The sequence below is a fragment of the Ferrimonas aestuarii genome (assembly GCF_005116665.1).
In the GTDB taxonomy this organism is placed as follows: Bacteria; Pseudomonadota; Gammaproteobacteria; order Enterobacterales; family Shewanellaceae; genus Ferrimonas; species Ferrimonas aestuarii.
The window spans coordinates 41,563-59,793 of sequence record NZ_SWCJ01000006.1 but is presented as its reverse complement, the minus strand read 5'-3'; the positions used below and the strand labels follow the sequence as shown (position 1 = coordinate 59,793).

Sequence of the window (18,231 nt, the reverse complement as noted above, 5' to 3'; positions counted from 1 at the left end):
CCTCCCACTTGATTTACTGACTGCCGTCAGCCTCGTGAGCCAGCAGCATTGGGTTGGTTGTGGTGGCCACAAACCCTTGCTCGCTGAGCTGTGCGTCGAGAACCAGAGTGGCCAGATCGTCGGCCACGGCATCCATCTCTGGAGCCTGACCGACAAACAGCATCTTGGTGTAGCCGTGGCATTCGTCACAGCTTTCAACGCGGACTTTGGCCTGATGATCGTCCATGCTCCACAGGCTCATCTCCTTGTCCTGACCGCAGTTGCTGCAATGGGCACGAATGAAATGCCATTCGCTCTCACACAAGCTGCAGTGCAGGTAGCGCAGGCCCGCTCGGGGCTCATCCTTGATGACGCTGGCTACCGGATGGCTTCCGCATACCGGACACAGAGGTTGTTGCTCTATCTGGCGCAGATCCATGCGCTTGATGACCAGAGGTGCCCAGTGAGACCAGTACACGCCCATGGCAGCCCATAAAAATAGGCTGAATTGAGCGGGAACCTGACTGATCTGTCCCTGACGCAGTGCCCGCCCCCAAGTAGCGATCTGCTGTTGCGATTGTTGCATCAGCAGGCGTACTACCCGAGCAATGGGCTCCTCGGTTTGCAGCAACAGTTTGGCCAACAGTTGCTGCAACACCCCTTGCCAGTAGACGTCAGTCTCCGGCCCGATGACCTTCAGAGAAGCCTGAGCTTCGGTGATTGGACTGGGGCCGAAATCAGCGTTGGCGGCTAAATCTGCCTGCACCAACGCCAGGCGTCGGCATAGCTCAAGGTAATCCGCCAGAGGGGAATCTGATGTCAGCGTTTCTAGGCGTTTTGCCCGATGCTGATACAGTTCCAAAGGGGCGGCAGCCAGCAGGGTTTTCAGTTCCAACGGTGACTCACTCAGTGGCGTCACGGGGATGTCGGCAGTCTGGGTCATTGATGCTTCTCCGTTTCCGAATCTTCGTTAAGCATTAGAGGGTGGTGTTTGCGGCACCATGCGCGACTGACTTTGCCGTACAACATGCCTGGGATGGATCCCTCAACCCAGGTCGCCATCCACAGGTGAACTAAGACAAAGATCATCATGATCACCGCACAAACGGCGTGGATCAGGATGGCCCAGTTCACGGTTTCTGGCGCGAAGTAAGGGGCAAAGTAGGGTTGCCACATGATGATGCCGCTGACGGTGAGACCGATAGAGGTCAGCACAAAGGCGCGGAACAGCACCTTTTGGCCAGGGTTGTAGTGCCCGACTGGAGGAATTTTGTCCTCGTTCTCGAACATCACATCCTTGATGGCCAGCATCCACGGCAGGTCGTGTTTTTCCCATTTGTTGTGGTGGTAGTAACGCACCAGCATCAACATCAGTGGCAAGCACATCATCAAGCCGATGATCGGGTGAACCGCTCTGGCCTGTTCTGGAGTGCCAGCGATGGCACCGAGCCACTGAAAGCTAGGGAAAAAGAACGACAACCCGGTTAGGAAGGTCACCAAACCTGTGGCCACAATGAACCAATGGCAGAGACGATCGAACAGGCTGTGACGATCAATCATTTCAGACTTGTTCATTACTTCTCCTCCTCTTGGGTGTGGGCGCCATGCTCGGCTTCCTCTTCCTCAACGATGTTGCGACCTACCGTCACTTTGTGGATGCACGCCACGGCAGCGGTGGCCAACAGGCCAACGGCGCCCAAAGGCTTGATCCAATCTTGACGCAGATCCACAGACAGCGGTGTGGTTGGCTTCGCAGGCAGACCGTAGGTGTCCGGCTTGTTGATGTCATGAAGTACCATGATCATCCCGGTACCGCTTACCCCTTCAGGGTTATAGATACCGGCGTTGTGATGACCTTTCTCCTTCAGTGCTTTGACGCGCAACTCGGCTTGGAACAGCATGTCTTCGCGAGTACCGAAACGCAGGGCACCTGTGGTGCAGGTCTTGGTGCACGCTGGCTCTAGGCCAACTTGAAGACGATCGATGCACATGGTGCACTTACGCGCTTTGTTGTTGGCGCTGTCCAGCTTCGGCACATCGAACGGGCAGGCGGAGACGCAATAGCCGCAACCGATGCACTTATCGTCGTTGAGCTGTACGGTTCCATTAGCCAGCTTAACGATGGCGCCTTTGGTGGAGCAGGCCTTCAAGCACGCGGGATCTTCGCAATGCATACAAGCGGTGTGGGTGAACTGCCAACGGAGTTTGTTGTTGTCCATCACCTCGTTGTATTGCATCAGTGTCCAGCACTGATCCGAAAGCGACGCAGGGTTCTGGTAGCTGCCTTGGAAACTGCCAACGTCAGCACGCAGGTCGTTCCATTCGGAGCAGGCCACCTGACAGGCTTTGCAGCCGTTGCATTTGGTGGCATCAAACAGCTTGGCCACCTTCTGCACGTCGTTAAGGGGGTTGCCTTTTTTGGCGTCCTCAGAGGTTCCGGAGATTTGAATAACGTCTAGTGATGACATGGTTATTTCTCCTTCGCTTCAGACTTGGTGACGTTGACCAGGAACGCTTTGTACTCTGGTACCTGGGTGTTTGCGTCACCCATTTCGGTGGTCAGCACGTTACAGCTGTAGCTTTTGCGCGTTAGACCGCCGTGGGTACCGTGACGAGGCAAGCCGACGGTGTGAACCCATTGGCCATTCACCTTCAGTGGCTGCAGACGTTTGGTCACCAACGCTTTGGTCTCGATCTGGCCGCGCTTGGAGCTGACGGTAACCCAGTCGCCATTGTTGATGCCTTTGTCTTTGGCCATCACTTCGTCGATCTCAACGAAGGTTTCCGGCATGGAGATGGCGGCCAACTTGCAGTGTGCAGACCAGAAGTTGAAGTGCTCGGTTAACGAGTAAGTGGTCGCCGCATACGGAAACTCACTGTTGTTGCCTAGCGTCTCTTCGACTCCCTCCAGCATCCGAAGCACTGGGCTGCGGCTGACTTTCGGGTGCAGAGGGTTGCCATTAATTGGCGATTCCACCGGCTCGTAGTGCTCAGGGAACGGACCCTCTGCCATCTTGCGCAGTGCGAATAGGCGACCGACGCCCTCTGGCTGCATGATGAACGGGTGGGCGGAATCTTGAGGGTTAAGCTTCATGTTGAAGTCACCCACGTCGATGCCTTGCCACTTGTCGTCTTTCCACTCAACGATGGTACGTTCTGGATCCCAAGGTTTGCCGTTCACGTCACAGGAGGCGCGGTTGTAGAGCACGCGGCGGTTCACCGGCCAGGAGAATGACCAGCCTGGGGTGATGCCTTTGCCCGATGGATCGTGGTTGTCACGACGGGCCATCAGGTTGCCTTGTTCGGTCCAAGAGCCTGAGTAGATCCAGCAGCCACACGCGGTGGAGCCGTCATCTTTCAGTTGGCTGAAGCTGTTGACCTGCTTACCTGTGGTCAGATCGCTGCCGCTCAGTTCCTTCGCCACCTCTTCCGGGCTAGGAGCGTGAGGATTTGCATAATCCCATTTCACCGCTTCAATCGGCTCTGGCAATACCCCGCCCTCTTTGGCGTATAGGGATTTCAGAGTCATCATCAGCTCAGAGAGGATCTCAGAATCTGACTTGGATTCGCCCGGTGGGTTGGCGCCCTTCCAGTGCCACTGCATCCAGCGACCGGAGTTGACGATGCAGCCCTCTTCTTCGGCAAAACAGGTGGTTGGTAGGCGGAACACCTCGGTCATGATTTCCGACGGTTCAACGTCGTTGAAGTCGCCGTCTTTCTGCCAGAAGTTGGAGGTGTCAGTGGCCAATGGGTCCAGCACCACCAGATACTTCAGCTTACTCAGGCCAGTCAGCATCTTGTTGCGGTTTGGCATTGAGTTGATGGCGTTGACGCCCTGAACGATGTAACCGTTCACTTCACCGCGATACATCATGTCGGTGTGTTTGGTGAAGTCGTACTGCAGATCCCATTTTGGCAGCCAGTCGTAACCGAAGTTGTTGCCGGCGTGGGCGCGGTCACCCCAGAAGCTCTTCATTTGTGACACGAAGAATTTCGGATAGTGGTGCCAGTAGTTGGTCTGTCCTGGACGCAGAGGAACCGGAGTGTGGTTCTCTAAGTAGGTGGCCAGATCGGTGTCTTTGTCGTTAGGCAGTTTCAGGTAACCGGGCAGCGCTTGTGCCAGTAGACCCATGTCAGTGGCGCCCTGAACGTTGGAGTGACCACGCAGCGCGTTTACACCGCCACCTAGTACACCAATGTTACCCAGCAGCAGTTGCACCATGGCCATGGTACGGATGTTCTGGGCACCCTTACTGTGGTGAGTCCAGCCCAACGCGTACATGAAGGTCGCCGCGCGATCGTGGGTGTGGGTGCTGGCGATGTTCTGACAGATCACTTCGTAGTCGTCTACTGGGGTACCAGTGATGTTGCTGACTGTTTTGAAGTCATAGCGTTCGACGTGCTGTTTCAGCAGGTTCCACACACAGCGAGGGTGGGAGAAGCTTGGATCGGTTTTGGCGTAGCCTTGGTCGTCCAGCTCATAGAACCAGGATTCTTTGTTGTAGCTGCCGTTTTGCTCATCAAAGCCGCTGAATAGACCATCGTGGAAGTCGAAGTCTTCACGAACGATGTAGCTGGCATTGGTGTAGGACTTAACGTAGTCGAAGTTGACCTGGTTGGTGTCCATCAGGTAGCGAATGACGCCCAATAGGAAGGCGATGTCAGTACCTGAGCGAATCGGCGCATAGTGATCCGCCAGCGAGGCGCTTCGAGTGAAACGGGGATCCACAACCAACAATTTGGCGTTGTTGTGTTCCATCGCTTCGGTTACCCAGCCAAAACCGACAGGGTGAGCCTCGGCAGCGTTGCCGCCCATGATGATGATAACGTTTGAGTTCTTGATATCGATCCAGTGGTTGGTCATGGCACCACGCCCAAATGTTGGAGCAAGACTTGCTACCGTTGGGGAGTGTCAGTTACGCGCAATGGTGTCGATGGCAACCAGGCCCAGTGCCCGGGCAAATTTGTGAGTGATGAAGGCGCCTTCATTGGGCTGAGCCGATGAAGTCATCATGCCGGTAGTGAGCCAGCGGTTTACCGTGGTGCCTTGATCATTCTGCTGAATCAGGTTGGCATCTCGGTCCGCTTTCATCAGTTTGGCGATGCGCTCTAGAGCATCTTCCCAACTGAGGCGAGTCCATTTGTTGCTACCTGGAGCACGGTATTCTGGGTAGTGATTGCGGTTGGGGCTGTTTACGTAGTCCACCAAGCCAGCACCCTTAGGGCAAAGTGCGCCGCGGTTTACTGGGTGATCCGCGTCACCTTCGATGTGGAAGATGCTCTGTTCAACGTTTTTACCGCCACTGCCGTGACTGTACATCAACAGGCCGCAACCAACTGAGCAGTAGCAGCAGTTGTTGCGCGTCTCTTTCGCTCTGAGCAGTTTAAATTCCCGAACGGCGGCATACGCCTTTTCGGACATTAACCCCAGAGCGGATATGGCTGAGGTGGTCGCCCCAGCCGCACACAGTTTAAAAAACTGACGTCTATCCATGGTGTTATCTCGATCATTATTGGTGATGAGTGTGAAAGGGCAGGTGCGTCGCACTTGCCCTGCGTAAAGTGACCTTTGCCACTTTAGTTCGTCGAGGATTATCTTGGTAACACCGTGTAAGTCTCAAATAATAACACTGGATCAAAATCACACTTTCTATTCATTGGTTCATCGTTCGCTGTATGGTTGCCTTGGCTTTATTAAATTCTGGTTTGATTGCTATTTGTGGTTTTTTGTTTCGATTATGGGTGATTTGAATGGGTGGGACATAAAAGGGCATGTTTTTGGGTCTTTTTGTCCAAAATGGCAAAATTGGCAAGTCAGTCTCGGTCTGTTAAGCGGAGCTGAGTAATAAATTGATGGCAGTGTTGGCTTTTTGATCTGCTTTGTTAAGCAAGAGGGAAAAACGACTGCAGCGAACCTAAATGCGAACTCCGGTTGCACAGAGCCAATTTGCTATGACTATTACTAGAAAGACGGGGTGGGTTATTAGCGAGGTGAGGGTATCGGCTCTGGTTTGGGCCACCCGGTTTTTGAAGCGTTGCTTTTTAGGAGAGCAAGCCATGGGATAGCTGCATCCGAGTTATTGGAATGAGGTCATTCAGGCAAAAAAGGGCGCTCAATGGAGCGCCCTTAGTGTCTTAGGTGTTACTGCAGTTTAAAGCGAGAGACCACACTGCCCAGCTGCTGATTGCTGCTTTGCAGTTGTTCCGTTTCACCCAATAGTTGTCTGCCGGTATCACCCAGCTCACCGACTAGCTCCTGAATTTGGGACATGTTCAGGTTGATCTCTTTGGTCACCGTACTCTGTTCCTCGGCGGCGGCGGAGATCTGGGCGCTGAGCTCATCAATGGCCACGATGGAGTTGGTCATGGTGTCCAGAGATTGGCTGACGCTGGCGGTATTGTGGGCACTGTGCTCACACACCTGCTTGGTCTCATCCATGGCGGCAACCACTTCCTGACTGGCGTGGCTGAGGCTGTTGAGCATGGTGTTGATCTCAGAGGTGCTCTCTTGGGTGCGGGCTGCGAGGGCTCGCACTTCGTCGGCAACCACGGCAAATCCTCGGCCCTGCTCACCGGCACGGGCAGCCTCAATGGCGGCATTCAGTGCCAGTAAGTTGGTCTGCTCAGCAATGCTGCCAATCACATCGAGAACCGATTCGATGCGCTTGGTGTCGCTGGTCATCGCCTGGATACGTTGTTCCATGGTCTCTACCTGGTTGATCAACTCTGAAGAGCTGGCAACGGCGTCTTTAACAACCTCTTTCGATTGGTTGGCTTCTTGGGCGGCGGATTGAGTCAGCTCAGCGGTTTGTACCGCATCTCTAGCAATGCTGTGGGCCGCTTCGCTCATCTGGCTGATGGCGGTGACCACCTGCTCGGTTTCGCCGGTATGCTTTTGCAGCAATTGGTAGCTTTGTTGATTCTGGGCTACCAAACGTTGGGTGCCCTGTTCGGAATCGGAGCTGGAGTGAGACACGTCGAGCATCAGCTGTTGCAAGGTTTCGATAAAGCGGTTGATGCTGCCTGCAATCTGACCCAGATCATCTTGGTTGCGAATGGCTAGGCGCTGAGTTAGGTCGCCTTGACCGCTGGCCAGATCGTTGACGGTATCTTTGAGTTCAAGAATGGGACGGTAGAGCACCGACAGTGAGGCCAGCATTGCCAGCATTGAGGCGATCAGCATCACCGCACTCCAAAGCAGGGTTTGAGTGGTGGCCTGTTTCAGCTCTGCATAGGCGACTGAGGTATCGAGGCCAATAAAGAAGTGCCATTGGTTGTTGTCATCCAGTTTGATGTTCTGGAAATAGGCAACTTTATTAACGCCGAAGAGTTCATAGTGGTGAGCACCTTTGCCTTCAGTCATCACTTTTTCTGTCAGTGGTCTGAGGCCGGAAACTTCCGCCAGTTTGGATTTGCCGGCTGTGTATTTATTGGTGTTGACCGCCAACATCAGGCTGCTGTGATCCATCACCATGATGGTGGCACCTGCAAAGCTGGCTCGCTCGATGATTTCATCCAGTTCATGGAGTTCGATGTCTGCCAACATCACACCATTGAGACGGCCGTCGTCGTAGAACGGGGTGGAGATGCTGATCATCATGGCGTTGGTGATGGCGTCGTTATACACCTCGGTGACCACAGTTCGGCCAGCGTTTTTTGCCAAGCGATACCAGTCTCGCTGTCTTGGGTCGTAGTTTGCGAGATCGCGTTTTCCGCCGATGGCTCCGTAAGAGCGACCATCTTCATAACCCACTAGAATGTTGGTGGCTTGAGACGCTGAGGCATGTTGACGCAGCATCGCGACGATCAGCTGGTCGTCATACAGGGAGGTAAAACTGGGGGCGGCTTCAATTAAACCATCGCGGATAGTGTGAAACCAATTTTCCACTTGAGTGGATGCTTCGGTTGCATTGCTCATAGAGAAACGATCAGCGTCGCTACTGATGGTGTGACTGAGACGGTTATAGGCAATGATGTTACTGATGGCCAAAGCTAGAGTGAGTAACAACATCATCATGCCGATCAGTCGGCCTTTGAAACTGGATAGCACGGGATACTCCATCGCAGGAATTTTGAAAAGAGTGGTTTGTTTATGGGGTTATTCAGATAAGCGACCGGTTAATCACAATGCTGATGCGCGATAAGCAAAATTTACACATTAATTAATGAATAATATTTAAAAATAAATTCTGATCAATTTATCACCATGATTGTAGCTGCTTTGTTGTCATCGGGGCTGTTCTGAATTGGGTTGCTGATTTTTTGTGGTTTTGCTGTAAAAAAAGTGAGTGTGTCTAGGCGATTTTATTACGCCTTAGTCTTGAATTAAATTCCGGTGATTTTATATCTATTTAGAAAGATAAAAGCGAGTGCTATTTGACGCTTTTGAGAGGATTTTATTCAATTTATTAGTATGTGTGAGTGGGTTTGGTTATCCTTTTCTATTCTTACTGATAAATTTAATCCGGCCTCGCTTAGCGAGAGAAAGTGATTGTGATGGGTTTAGTCGTTTATGAAAAAGCCAGCTTCGAGTATTCGAAGAGAGATTTTTAAAGAGAGCTGCTTCTATCTAGGCATCATATTTTTCTTTTATGTGATTCTTATGATTGCGCTGTTGTATGACTCTGAGCGCAGTAAAGCCCACGAACTGGTTAAGCAGAAAAACCAATCCATCAACTACAGTATCGACGCACATTTTAATGATATTTCCACGATGGTGGAGGAGTTCGCGACTACCGATATCGTCCGTGAAGCCGCCAGTCTGTCTGAGGTTGAACACCAGCAATTAACGAAAAAGTTCGGCATTGTTACTACGACTAGTACTCGGATCACTCACGTTTATGCCGGTTATCAGAACGACCTAATGCTGATCGATACTTGGAATGTTCCCGATGGTTATCAGCCTTCTACCCGCCCTTGGTATCTGCAAGCCATTGAACGTTCGCCAAATCGGGTTACCGGGTTGCCCTACCGTGACGTCGTGTACAACGATTGGCTGTTTACTACCTGCAAGGCATTCACCAATCCAATTGATGGCAGTCAAGGGGTGGTGGCCATCGACAGTGCGCTTGGGGTGATCACTGATCTACTAAATGAGCGAGCGACAGAGTATCAGTCTTTTTACAGTTTCATTACGGACTCTACGGGGAAAGTTATCATTCATGGAAACCCTGATCTAATTAATCACAATATTGATAGTGTCATGGACGCCAATGTGATTTTAGAAACGACGCAAGGCTTTACGAATTATCGCTATGCGGGTCACTACAAGTTAGCTTTCTATTCTACTATCGACGAAACTGGATGGCGGTTGTTTACGGTAATTGATCTTTGGGAAGCCCTTGAGCCTATTTTATATAAGGTACTGGGGAATATCGTTATCTTGGCTTTCGTGGCGCTATTGCTGATATTCCTATTCAGTTCGGTATTTAGTCGGAAAATTGCTCAGCCAATGCAGGAACTGTTCGTTCATGTTAAGCAATTGATTCGTAAGGATACTGAGCGGGGACGTCACTACGAGTTTCCCGATAATGAGATCGGTTACATTGCTCGAGAAGTGGTGCAATTGACAGAAAATGAGTTGTATCGCCGCTCCCAGCAGCTTGAGCAGGCTTATAAGGAGATCAATGCGTCCCACCTTAAGCTTGAGAAGCAGAACCAGTTATTGTCAGAGATGGCGACCTCGGATCAACTGACAGGGATCTACAATCGATACAAGCTGGATGAGTCTCTGCAGAAAGAGCACGTTAGAGCTGAGCGCTATGAGCGCGTCTACTCAGTGATTTTGTTTGATGTCGACTACTTTAAGCGGATCAACGACGATTTCGGTCATATGGTCGGGGATAAAGTGCTTCAAGAGCTGGTGGGGTTGATTCAACAAGGGCTGAGACGCGCTGACATTTTTGGTCGCTGGGGCGGGGAGGAGTTCCTCATTGTTTGCCCAGAAACCAACCTCAAGCAAGCCTTAGTGTTGGCTGAGAAGTTGCTGCTCAAAGTAGAAGCCCACCAGTTTCAATACATTGGGAGCCTGACCATCAGTTTGGGGGTTAGCCAGTGTCAGCCCAACGAGACTCAGTCCCATGTCCTAAAACGAGCAGACGACTGTTTGTATCAGGCTAAAGAACTGGGGCGAAATCGCGTTGAATATCTGAGCAAGGGGTAGAGCGGTTATTCCGAGCTAAATTTTCTTTGCCGCAATAACAAGAAAGGCCAGCTTGAACGCTGGCCTTTGTTTTGGCTTAGTTAGAGTTTGGCTTATCTGGGCTTAGGCGGGCAGGATAGTTAGCTCGCCATCTTTCCAGTTAACCAAGTGCGTGCGCACCTGGGCCAAGAAGGCTTGTGGGTTGTCGTAGAACGAAGTGCGAACCCAGTCGGTGCCATCCCAGAAAGTAGGGATGTTGTGGAAGGCCACCTGCACACCGTCTGAGGTGGCGGTTGCCACGCCAACGCCGTGTTCCCACATCTTTGAGAACTTCAGCTTTGAGGTGACGTCGTCACGCTTACTGGCAGTCAAAGCGATGGTATCGAAGAAATATTTGAGCTGATCAATCTCCTCCGGTACCGGCCCCAGCTGAGACAACAGACCTTGAAGGCCCTCATCCAAAAATGAGCCAAAGGTGCCAGAGCTGACCGAACTGGTGGTGAAATCGATGGCGGTATTGCCAGTGGCTGCATCCGTTGGGTGCTGAGTTACGAAGGTGGCGTGGATGTCGCCAGCAAAGGTGATGGTGCCGGTAGGGCTGAGCAGATCTTTAACCAGATTGGTTTTGTACTGTGGGAAGCCATCCCAGTGATCCACGTTGAGGTAAAGACGCTGTTTCAGAGACGACGGCACCAGATCGGAGTTAAGTACCGCCTCCAGATCCGGCACGCCGCTATCGGGACGGCTATCAGACAGATCCGCCAGTAGTGGCGCAAAAGACACCGAGGTTGCCATCATCTTGTGGGTGGCATCGCTTTGGGTCAGTACGCCGCTGAGCCACGCAAGCTGCTCAGCATCATAGGGGCTTTGCACGCTCTTTCCTTCCTGCTGGGCCAACCACTCTAGGTAGCCAGCATAGAGGTCAAAGGTGTCTTTGATCACCAGATAGCGAGCGCCTAAATCGGCAAACAGGCTGGTCTTGCCCAAGGTGTAAAAGCCAAGACCGGTTTCGATTCCGGTTTCTGGTAGTGGTGGCAACGCCTGCAGAGGGTGGTCTGCCGGCAGGCTGGTCTGAGCACCAGCGAGGGCCAAGTTCAGATAGCTGCTGGTCAGCTTACCTTGGATGGCATTCTGGGCTCGAGTGGCCGCTTCTACCGCCGCTGTGGCGGGGTCTATCTGCAATCGGGTGGCCAGCTCTTGGGTATAGAGACCGGTGAACAGGTCGATGAAGCTGGCTTTGTATACCGCCATTTCCGGTGCGTCTATGTCGATGACCGGGCTCATGGCGGCGACGGTGGCGTCTACAACCGGCTGCGGCATGCCTGTGGCGGTGAGAAATGCGGTGAGTGTGGCCGCATCCATGACCACGGTGCCGGGGAAGGCATCTTCAGGAATCAGGTGATCTGGACGGAAAGTCCGGTAATCGGTGAGCGCGAGGTGCAGGTGCTGACCGAAGCGCAATTCGCGATAGATCTTGGTGTTGGGAAACAGCTGAGATTCATCTACAGCCATCAAGCCAGCGCCGTCATCACCGTGGGCTGAGGTATGGTCAATGGGCATGAACTCAAAGTAGACCTGCTCAGCGTTGCGTTTACGCTGACTGTGTTGTTCGTCTTTGGCGCCATCGTAGTAGGTGGCGACGTCCTGCCAGCTGTCGTCGGAGAATTCGTGGTCGTCCCAGATGGCGACCAGTGGGAAGCGCTCGTGCACCTGTTGCAGAATCGGATCGCTGCGGTAGGTTTCATACAGTTGGCGATAGTTGTCTACGCTGGCTGCGGCTGCCAATGGTGCGTCTTCGGTGCCCATCTGAATGGCACCCTCTGGATCGCGGAATTCGATGCTGCGCTCTTCGGTGGCATCTTGAAAGCCACTGTCGCCTACCGTCTCGTAGATGTAGTCACCCAGATGCAGGACGAAGTCTAGATCGTCTTGGGCCAGCAAAGATAGGTAGGTGTTGTAGTAGCGACCGCCATAGTCTTGGCAGGAAGCAAAGCCAAACTTCACCGGCACATCGGCATCGGCCATGGCTGCGGTTTTGGTGCGGCCGATGCGGCTACTCATCCACTTACCCTCTTTTTGGAACATGAAGCGGTAGTAGTAGTGCTGATGAGCGTCAAGATCGATGACTCTCACTTTGAGGCAGCGGCCGTTGTCGGCACTGGTGGTGAAGGCTTCATCGACCAGTAGCTCGGTAAATTCGGCGTCTTTGGCGACCTGTAATGTCACACTGAGATCGGCATCACCATCGATGGCTCGGGTCCACAGAATTACGGAGTCTGGGCGGGGATCGCCGGACATCACGGATTGTGGAAAGTACTCTGGTGCAATGGTGGGCAATGAGTCCGAAGGTTGGCTGTCGGTATTGTCATCATTAGAACAGCCAGTCAGGCTGGACAGGGTTACAGCACCGGCAGAAACCACAAGAGTCTGCAGGAAACGGCGACGGGTATAGCTCATGAGTCTTCCTTGTTCTTCGTTATAGTTTTTAAGCCTCCAATACCGTAATGGTATGACATCCTTGGCTGTAGGCTCAGAGTAAGCCTGAGTAGTTTGATATCAGATTATTACCGTTATGTGAACAGGTATGACCTCGTAGGAAAACGCAGTAATCAGCCTGTTTTTCTTACTTTTTAGTGTAGGAATTGAGAGCTAATGAGGGTTACAGCGTCAATAAGACTTGGATGGGCTTAGAGATTATCAGAGAAAAAAATTGCTGCTTGAGGGGCTTGCCCGTGAGCCTGCTGCTAGAGAGCATTAGTTCAGAGTAAATACCCTAATTAAGTGAGTTATTCGCCATTGGTGTTGAGCGAGAAATCGAAACTTAGCCCCTTTGAATCAAACTCAGTCTGGCTCATGAACAAGGCGTTATGCTGGTGTGACAGCAAACTTGGGAACTATCTGTGGCGTTCTCCAAGGTTAAAAGCTGGGAACGCTAGTAAGTCGGACTTTTTGGCTTTGAAATACGGGAGGTGGACGTTGAAGTTCGTACGCCGCTGAGTGAAAACCCCCTACTTGTTACAAGGGCTAATCTTGTTATCTTGACGGCGCTTATACGGTGAATCTGAACAGGATGTTGTGAAGTGCGGCGCCGTAACCTGATGTTGTTGTCACGAGAAAGGATGTTCCATGACAGTAGTAAAAATTGGCATTGTTGGGGCCGGCCCCCGTGGTCTGAGTGCACTTGAACGTGTGTTGGCTTTTGGCCTGAATCACCCAGAACGAGCCTTAAAGATTACCCTGTTTGACCCCTCCATGGCTGGCCCAGGCTGTCACCATATCCATCAACCCGATTACCTATTGGTTAACACCATTGCCGAGCAAATCACCATGTTTGCCGATGAATCGGTGAAGCAGGCGGGAGCGGTGATTCAAGGACCCAACTTTTATCAGTGGTTATCGAGCCTGACTCCGGAAGAGGGGCGACCTGAGAATTTGAGAGTTGACGGTTACTACTCAAGACGTTTGTTTGGACGTTACCTCAACTGGGTATTTCTCTATCTTCAGGATCTGGCTCCAGCTAACGTTCAAATTGTGCATCAGCAGTGTGAGGTGGTGGACATTGAGCGCCATCAAGATGCTTGGGTAGTGATGGATGAGCTTGGAGAGCGCCATCATCAAGACCGATTGGTATTGGCCACTGGGCACACCAAGCCCAAGGCGGAGCAGCCTCAACATGACTTGGTGATTGAAGATCCCTACCCGGTAGACACTCAGCTGCAGGGAATCACTCCAGATATGACGGTGGCGATTCAGGGAATGGGACTAACCATGTGTGATGTGGTCGCGGAACTCACCGAAGGTCGTGGCGGGCAGTTTGTGCGCTCCCCGGTGGATAAGAGCTTGCGTTATCTGGCGTCGGGACAAGAACCTAAGCTGATGGCATTTTCCCGTTCTGGTTTGCCCCTGACCGGCCGCGCAGCCAATCAAAAGCATGAGAACCAACAGTATCAGGGGCGTTTCTTGACCTTTGAAGCGGTGGAACAACTGCGCCAGCAAGGGCAGATCGATTTCGTTAACGAGCTATTCCCGCTGCTGTGGTTAGACATGGAATACGCCTATTATCACGCCTACCTAAAAGAGAAGCAGGGGGTGATTGCCGCGCAGCGTTTTGCCAATGAATTCCTGTTTAGTGATGCCAGCGGCCGCCAGGCGCTGATCAGCAGCCGTATTCCTGCCACTGACCAATTGAGCTGGCAAGATATGGTAAGCCCCATACCTCAGTCGGTTCTGGCTTCACCACAACAGTTTGATCACTGGTTGATGGCGTACCTGCGAGAAGATCTGCATCAGGCCAATAAAGGCAATGTCGATAGTGCGTTTAAGGCCGCCTGCGACGTATTGCGAGATCTTCGCGACCCGATTCGAAATGCCATCGACTTTGCTGGCCTCACTCCGGAATCTCAGCGGTGGTTTAACTTAAGCTTTGTGCCGGTGATGAATCGCATCGCCGTGGGGCCACCGAAAGAACGAATTGAGCAGATGTTGGCGCTGATCGATGCGGGCATTCTTCGCATCAACTTAGGTCCAGATGTGTTATTTGAAACCTCCAGCGATGGCGCAAAACTCAGCTTACACAGCGCTCGTTGGCCAGAGGCTCGCCATCAAGCGGATCGGCTGGTGAAGGCTAAGATCGCCATGCCAACTCCGGGGCAGGACCAGCCGCCGTTGTGGCGAAATTTGATTCGCCGTGGTTACGCTCGGCCATTCTATAACCGCGACTACCACCCAGGAGGCATTGAGGTGACCTGCGATCTGCAACTGGTTGATGGCAATGGTCGGCCGGTTCCGGATATGTGGGCGCTGGGAATGCCCACCGAGGGCAGTAAATTCTACACCTTTATCGTACCTCGGCCTGGGGTGAATTCCACCGCAATTGTGGATGCTGGCCGAGTCGTCGCGCAGATGATGGCCCTTAAGTCGTCTCAGCCTGAAGAGGCGATGGCATGAGGGCGCAAGTGGTTAATCGCCAGTCCTTGTCGGGGCTGGCGGCAACCCTAGTCGGTAACGGCATCGGTCGGTTTGCTTACATCGCTTTGATTCCGGCGCTGATTCAACAGCAGTGGTTCAGTGAGGCCCAAGCGTCCTACCTCGGGGTTGCAACGCTGCTGGGGTACATCTTCGGAGCGCCAGCGGCCAACGCGTTGGTGAAGTATTTTGAGCGTGGCAATCTGGTTCGTTGGGCGATGATCGCTTGTACCCTGAGTTACCTCTGCTGCGCGTGGCAACATGGGCCATTATGGTGGTTTTATGGCTGGCGAACCTTAGCCGGCGTGGCTGGAGCCATGTTGATGGTGTTGGCACCACCGATGATTGTGCGGCTACACCAACCTCAGCTTAAAGCCCGTGTCAGTGGCGTGGTGTTTGCGGGCATCGGCATGGGGGCGATGTTATCGGGCACCCTGATTCCGTTGTTGCTGCTATTGAGCTTGCCCAGTGCTTGGTTGGGGATGGGGGCGATCTCATTGGTGGCTACCGTGCTCAGTTGGCCCATGTGGCGCAGTGATCCAAATGGTTCCACCATGGCGGCGACTGCCGGGCTGCGGGATCTGTCTCAAGGTCAGTGGGTGACCTTAAGCTTAATTCTGTTCGCTTACAGTTTTAACGCCATTGGTTACCTGCCCCATACGCTGTTTTGGGTGGACTTTGTGGTGCGAGAGCTGCAGATGAGCCAGTTCCATGGCGGCTTTTTCTGGGCTATGTTTGGTTTGGGCGCAGCCATTGGTCCGTTGATAACCGGTCAACTTGGTGACCGACTGGGGGTAAAGCGAGCCTTGGTGATGGCGTTTACCTTAAAAGCCTTCGGGGTGGCGCTGCCCCTGATCAGTACCAGCTCTGGCTCGTTGCTGCTTTCCTCCATTCTGGTTGGCGCCTTTACTCCGGGCACCGTGACATTGGTTTCAACTTACACCCTTGAATGCGTCGGGCTGGCTCGCCATACCAAGGCGTGGAGCATGATGACATTGGCATTTGCTCTCGCTCAGGGTGTCGTTGGCTATGTGATGGCCTACTGGGCCGATGGTCTTAGCAGTTATCAGCCTCTGTTTATGGTGAGTGCGGCGGCGCTGGGGCTGTCAATCATCGCCATTTTAGCCACCCAAACTCAGCCGCAGCCCCTTGCGGTAAATCATTAGAGGTGTTTGAGGCGGTATGGGCAAGACTAACGGTCTTTGAACGCAAGCTCCTAGCCTCCGACGTCATCGCCAAAGCAATACAGACCATAGGGAGTTGACATGAAACTGTATTTAAATGCCACGTCACCGTTTTCTCGGCTGGCGGTAGTGGCTGCAAAACTGACTGAAAATTTGCCGCTGTCTCTGACCTGGGTTGAGCCGTGGGAAAACCCTGATTCGCTGCTAGCGGTGAATCCGTTAGGGCAGATCCCCGCACTGGAGTTAGATGAAGGTGCCATTAGCGAAAGTTTGGCTATCTGTCAGTATTTCCAGATGGCGGGACAAGAACAACGGTTGAGTTTGCCTCAATCGTCTCAGGAATTTACCCAGCTGGGGTTGGCCAAGGGGCTGATGGAGCTGAGTTTTCGTTTTGTGGCCTTGAGCCGTTTTCACCCTCAGGCTGGCACCTTGCATCAACGCAGCCTGGATGGCGTTAGCCGCGCAGTGGTACGGTTAAATCAAGATTGGCATCAACAGCCTTGGCCGCCACAAACCAGTTTGAGTCAATTGGTGCTGTTGGTGGCGCTGGACTATCTGCAACTGCGGTTGCCGGAACAGCATCAGCAAGTGACTCCAGAACTGACAAGTTGGTGCGCCGAGCATCCTCTGCAACCTGCACTGCAACACGTTAGCTTGGAGTGGCTGGCGACTCAGCCTGCTGTCATAAGTTAAAAAGCACCCAGAGGGTGCTTTTATGGTGGGAACTAAGTGGCGGGATTTTGGGTTACCTCAAGCCAATGGCTGATGAAGAGTGCAGTTGTCAGGGATTGCACCAATGTTGAGGTAACCCGAACTGACCTCCCGCCTGAGTCAGGAGCGCGTCATCGACTTAGAAATAGAAACCGAAGTTGATGTTCAGACGGCTTTCGTTGTCGGTGTTGTCGTTATCCAGACCAACGCCAGGACCGCCGGCAAAGGTCATGTTGTCGCCGATGATGTAGTCGATGTAGGTGTAGATAGGACCACGAGAGATGCTAACGCCGGTGACGTTCTGCATGGAGTCATCCTGACCCTTACCCTCAGGTGCCACCAAGCCGTAGTCGTTATATACGGTGATGGTGCCCCAGCCCATGTCGAAGGCGCGGGCGACGTTGAAGTTGTAGCCGTAGGCTTCAGCGGCGATGTCGTAAGCGGCGCCAACCACACCTACGGTTAGGGTGTCAGCACCGTCGACGGTGTTGTACTTGTAGTTGGTTACCTGAGCCTGGAAGTTCCACGCACCCAGTTGCAGGTCGGCGTGGGCGGCGTAGGCGTAACGGCTGTCGTCTTTGCCATCAAACTCGGAGCCCGCTTCGCTAAAGTAGAGTTGACCGGCTTCAACGGAGGCACCCAGTTTTAGGTGGCCATCGTTCATCGGGATGGTGTAGACGGCACGGGCGTTAACCTGATTCATCTCTTCGTGAGCCCCGATGATGTCAGCGCCGTAACGCTCGGTGGTGTCACTGCCGTACTCGGCGCCTTTGATGAAGGCGAAATCCAGATGCCAGTTGTCTTTGTTCCATACCAGCTTGGCACCGGTATCGTAGTTATCTTCGAAGCCTAGGTAGTAGTTGGTACTGAACCAGTAGCTGTTGGAGAGGAAGCCTTCCTTACCGAAGGGGACTTTAACGATACCCAGTTGCAGTTGGGTGTTGTCGTTGAAGTCGTAGTAGCCGTAACCGCGTTTGATGTAATTGAAGCCACTGGCGAAACGGTAATCGACGCTGATGCCGATGTCGTCAATTTTGCCATCGAAGGTGATGCTCATGGCATCGAAGGAAGCGTCACCGCCTTTGTCTTTGGAGGAGTCGCTGTAGTCGACCAAGCTGTAGTTGGCGCGCACAAAACCACCCAGAGATAGGTCGCCGTTAACCGCAGCATGGGTTACTGGTACCAGCGCCATTTGGCAAAGGGCTGCCAGGGTGGCCAGTTTCATTGTTTTCATCATTCGTTCCTTTATGT

The 18,231-nt window shown here is 52.8% G+C and carries 11 protein-coding genes; 4 read left to right on the top strand and 7 right to left on the bottom strand.

The window, feature by feature from the left end:
• Positions 1 to 13 precede the first annotated feature (13 nt).
• From fdhE to FCL42_RS10405, 5 genes are all read right to left on the bottom strand, one after another.
• A complete protein-coding gene (gene fdhE, locus FCL42_RS10425) occupies positions 14 to 922 on the bottom strand; it encodes a formate dehydrogenase accessory protein FdhE (RefSeq protein ID WP_136863360.1) in 909 nt (302 codons plus the stop codon).
• On the bottom strand, positions 919 to 1,554 hold the full coding sequence (locus FCL42_RS10420) for a formate dehydrogenase subunit gamma (protein WP_136863359.1): 636 nt from the start codon (positions 1,552 to 1,554) through the stop codon (positions 919 to 921). The genes fdhE and FCL42_RS10420 overlap by 4 nt, the downstream gene beginning before the upstream one ends.
• Positions 1,554 to 2,447 carry a 4Fe-4S dicluster domain-containing protein gene (locus FCL42_RS10415; RefSeq protein WP_136863358.1) on the bottom strand — a complete coding sequence of 298 codons (894 nt, stop codon included), beginning with the start codon at positions 2,445 to 2,447 and terminating at the stop codon, positions 1,554 to 1,556. Before FCL42_RS10415 ends, FCL42_RS10420 begins: the two co-directional genes overlap by 1 nt.
• A 2-nt stretch (positions 2,448 to 2,449) precedes the next feature.
• Complete coding sequence (gene fdnG, locus FCL42_RS10410; RefSeq protein WP_136863357.1) at positions 2,450 to 5,473, bottom strand: formate dehydrogenase-N subunit alpha; 3,024 nt, start codon at positions 5,471 to 5,473, stop codon at positions 2,450 to 2,452.
• A 648-nt stretch (positions 5,474 to 6,121) separates the two neighbouring features.
• Positions 6,122 to 8,029: a methyl-accepting chemotaxis protein gene (locus FCL42_RS10405; RefSeq protein WP_169308364.1), complete on the bottom strand. Its 1,908-nt coding sequence runs from the start codon at positions 8,027 to 8,029 to the stop codon at positions 6,122 to 6,124.
• Between the two features lie 552 nt (positions 8,030 to 8,581).
• On the opposite strand from FCL42_RS10405, the gene FCL42_RS10400 reads away from it, so the two are divergent.
• Positions 8,582 to 10,141, top strand: coding sequence for a sensor domain-containing diguanylate cyclase (locus FCL42_RS10400; protein WP_169308363.1), 1,560 nt, complete (start codon positions 8,582 to 8,584; stop codon positions 10,139 to 10,141).
• Positions 10,142 to 10,243: 102 nt separating this feature from the next.
• Here FCL42_RS10400 and FCL42_RS10395 read toward each other — a convergent pair whose 3' ends face one another.
• The gene (locus FCL42_RS10395) at positions 10,244 to 12,577 is read right to left on the bottom strand and encodes an alkaline phosphatase D family protein (protein ID WP_136863355.1); all 2,334 of its coding nucleotides are present in this window, start codon (positions 12,575 to 12,577) and stop codon (positions 10,244 to 10,246) included.
• A gap of 669 nt (positions 12,578 to 13,246) precedes the next feature.
• On the opposite strand from FCL42_RS10395, the gene FCL42_RS10390 reads away from it, so the two are divergent.
• The 3 genes from FCL42_RS10390 to FCL42_RS10380 all read left to right on the top strand — a co-directional run bounded on the left by FCL42_RS10390 (position 13,247) and on the right by FCL42_RS10380 (position 16,962).
• A complete protein-coding gene (locus tag FCL42_RS10390; RefSeq protein ID WP_136863354.1) occupies positions 13,247 to 15,067 on the top strand; it encodes an FAD/NAD(P)-binding protein in 1,821 nt (606 codons plus the stop codon).
• Positions 15,064 to 16,251 (top strand): YbfB/YjiJ family MFS transporter, encoded by a 1,188-nt coding sequence (locus tag FCL42_RS10385; protein ID WP_136863353.1) that lies wholly within the window; start codon positions 15,064 to 15,066, stop codon positions 16,249 to 16,251. The genes FCL42_RS10390 and FCL42_RS10385 overlap by 4 nt, the downstream gene beginning before the upstream one ends.
• Before the next feature lie 99 nt (positions 16,252 to 16,350).
• Positions 16,351 to 16,962: a glutathione S-transferase family protein gene (locus FCL42_RS10380; protein WP_136863352.1), complete on the top strand. Its 612-nt coding sequence runs from the start codon at positions 16,351 to 16,353 to the stop codon at positions 16,960 to 16,962.
• Positions 16,963 to 17,119: 157 nt separating this feature from the next.
• Here FCL42_RS10380 and FCL42_RS10375 read toward each other — a convergent pair whose 3' ends face one another.
• Complete coding sequence (locus tag FCL42_RS10375; RefSeq protein WP_136863351.1) at positions 17,120 to 18,214, bottom strand: hypothetical protein; 1,095 nt, start codon at positions 18,212 to 18,214, stop codon at positions 17,120 to 17,122.
• Positions 18,215 to 18,231: the final 17 nt, after the last annotated feature.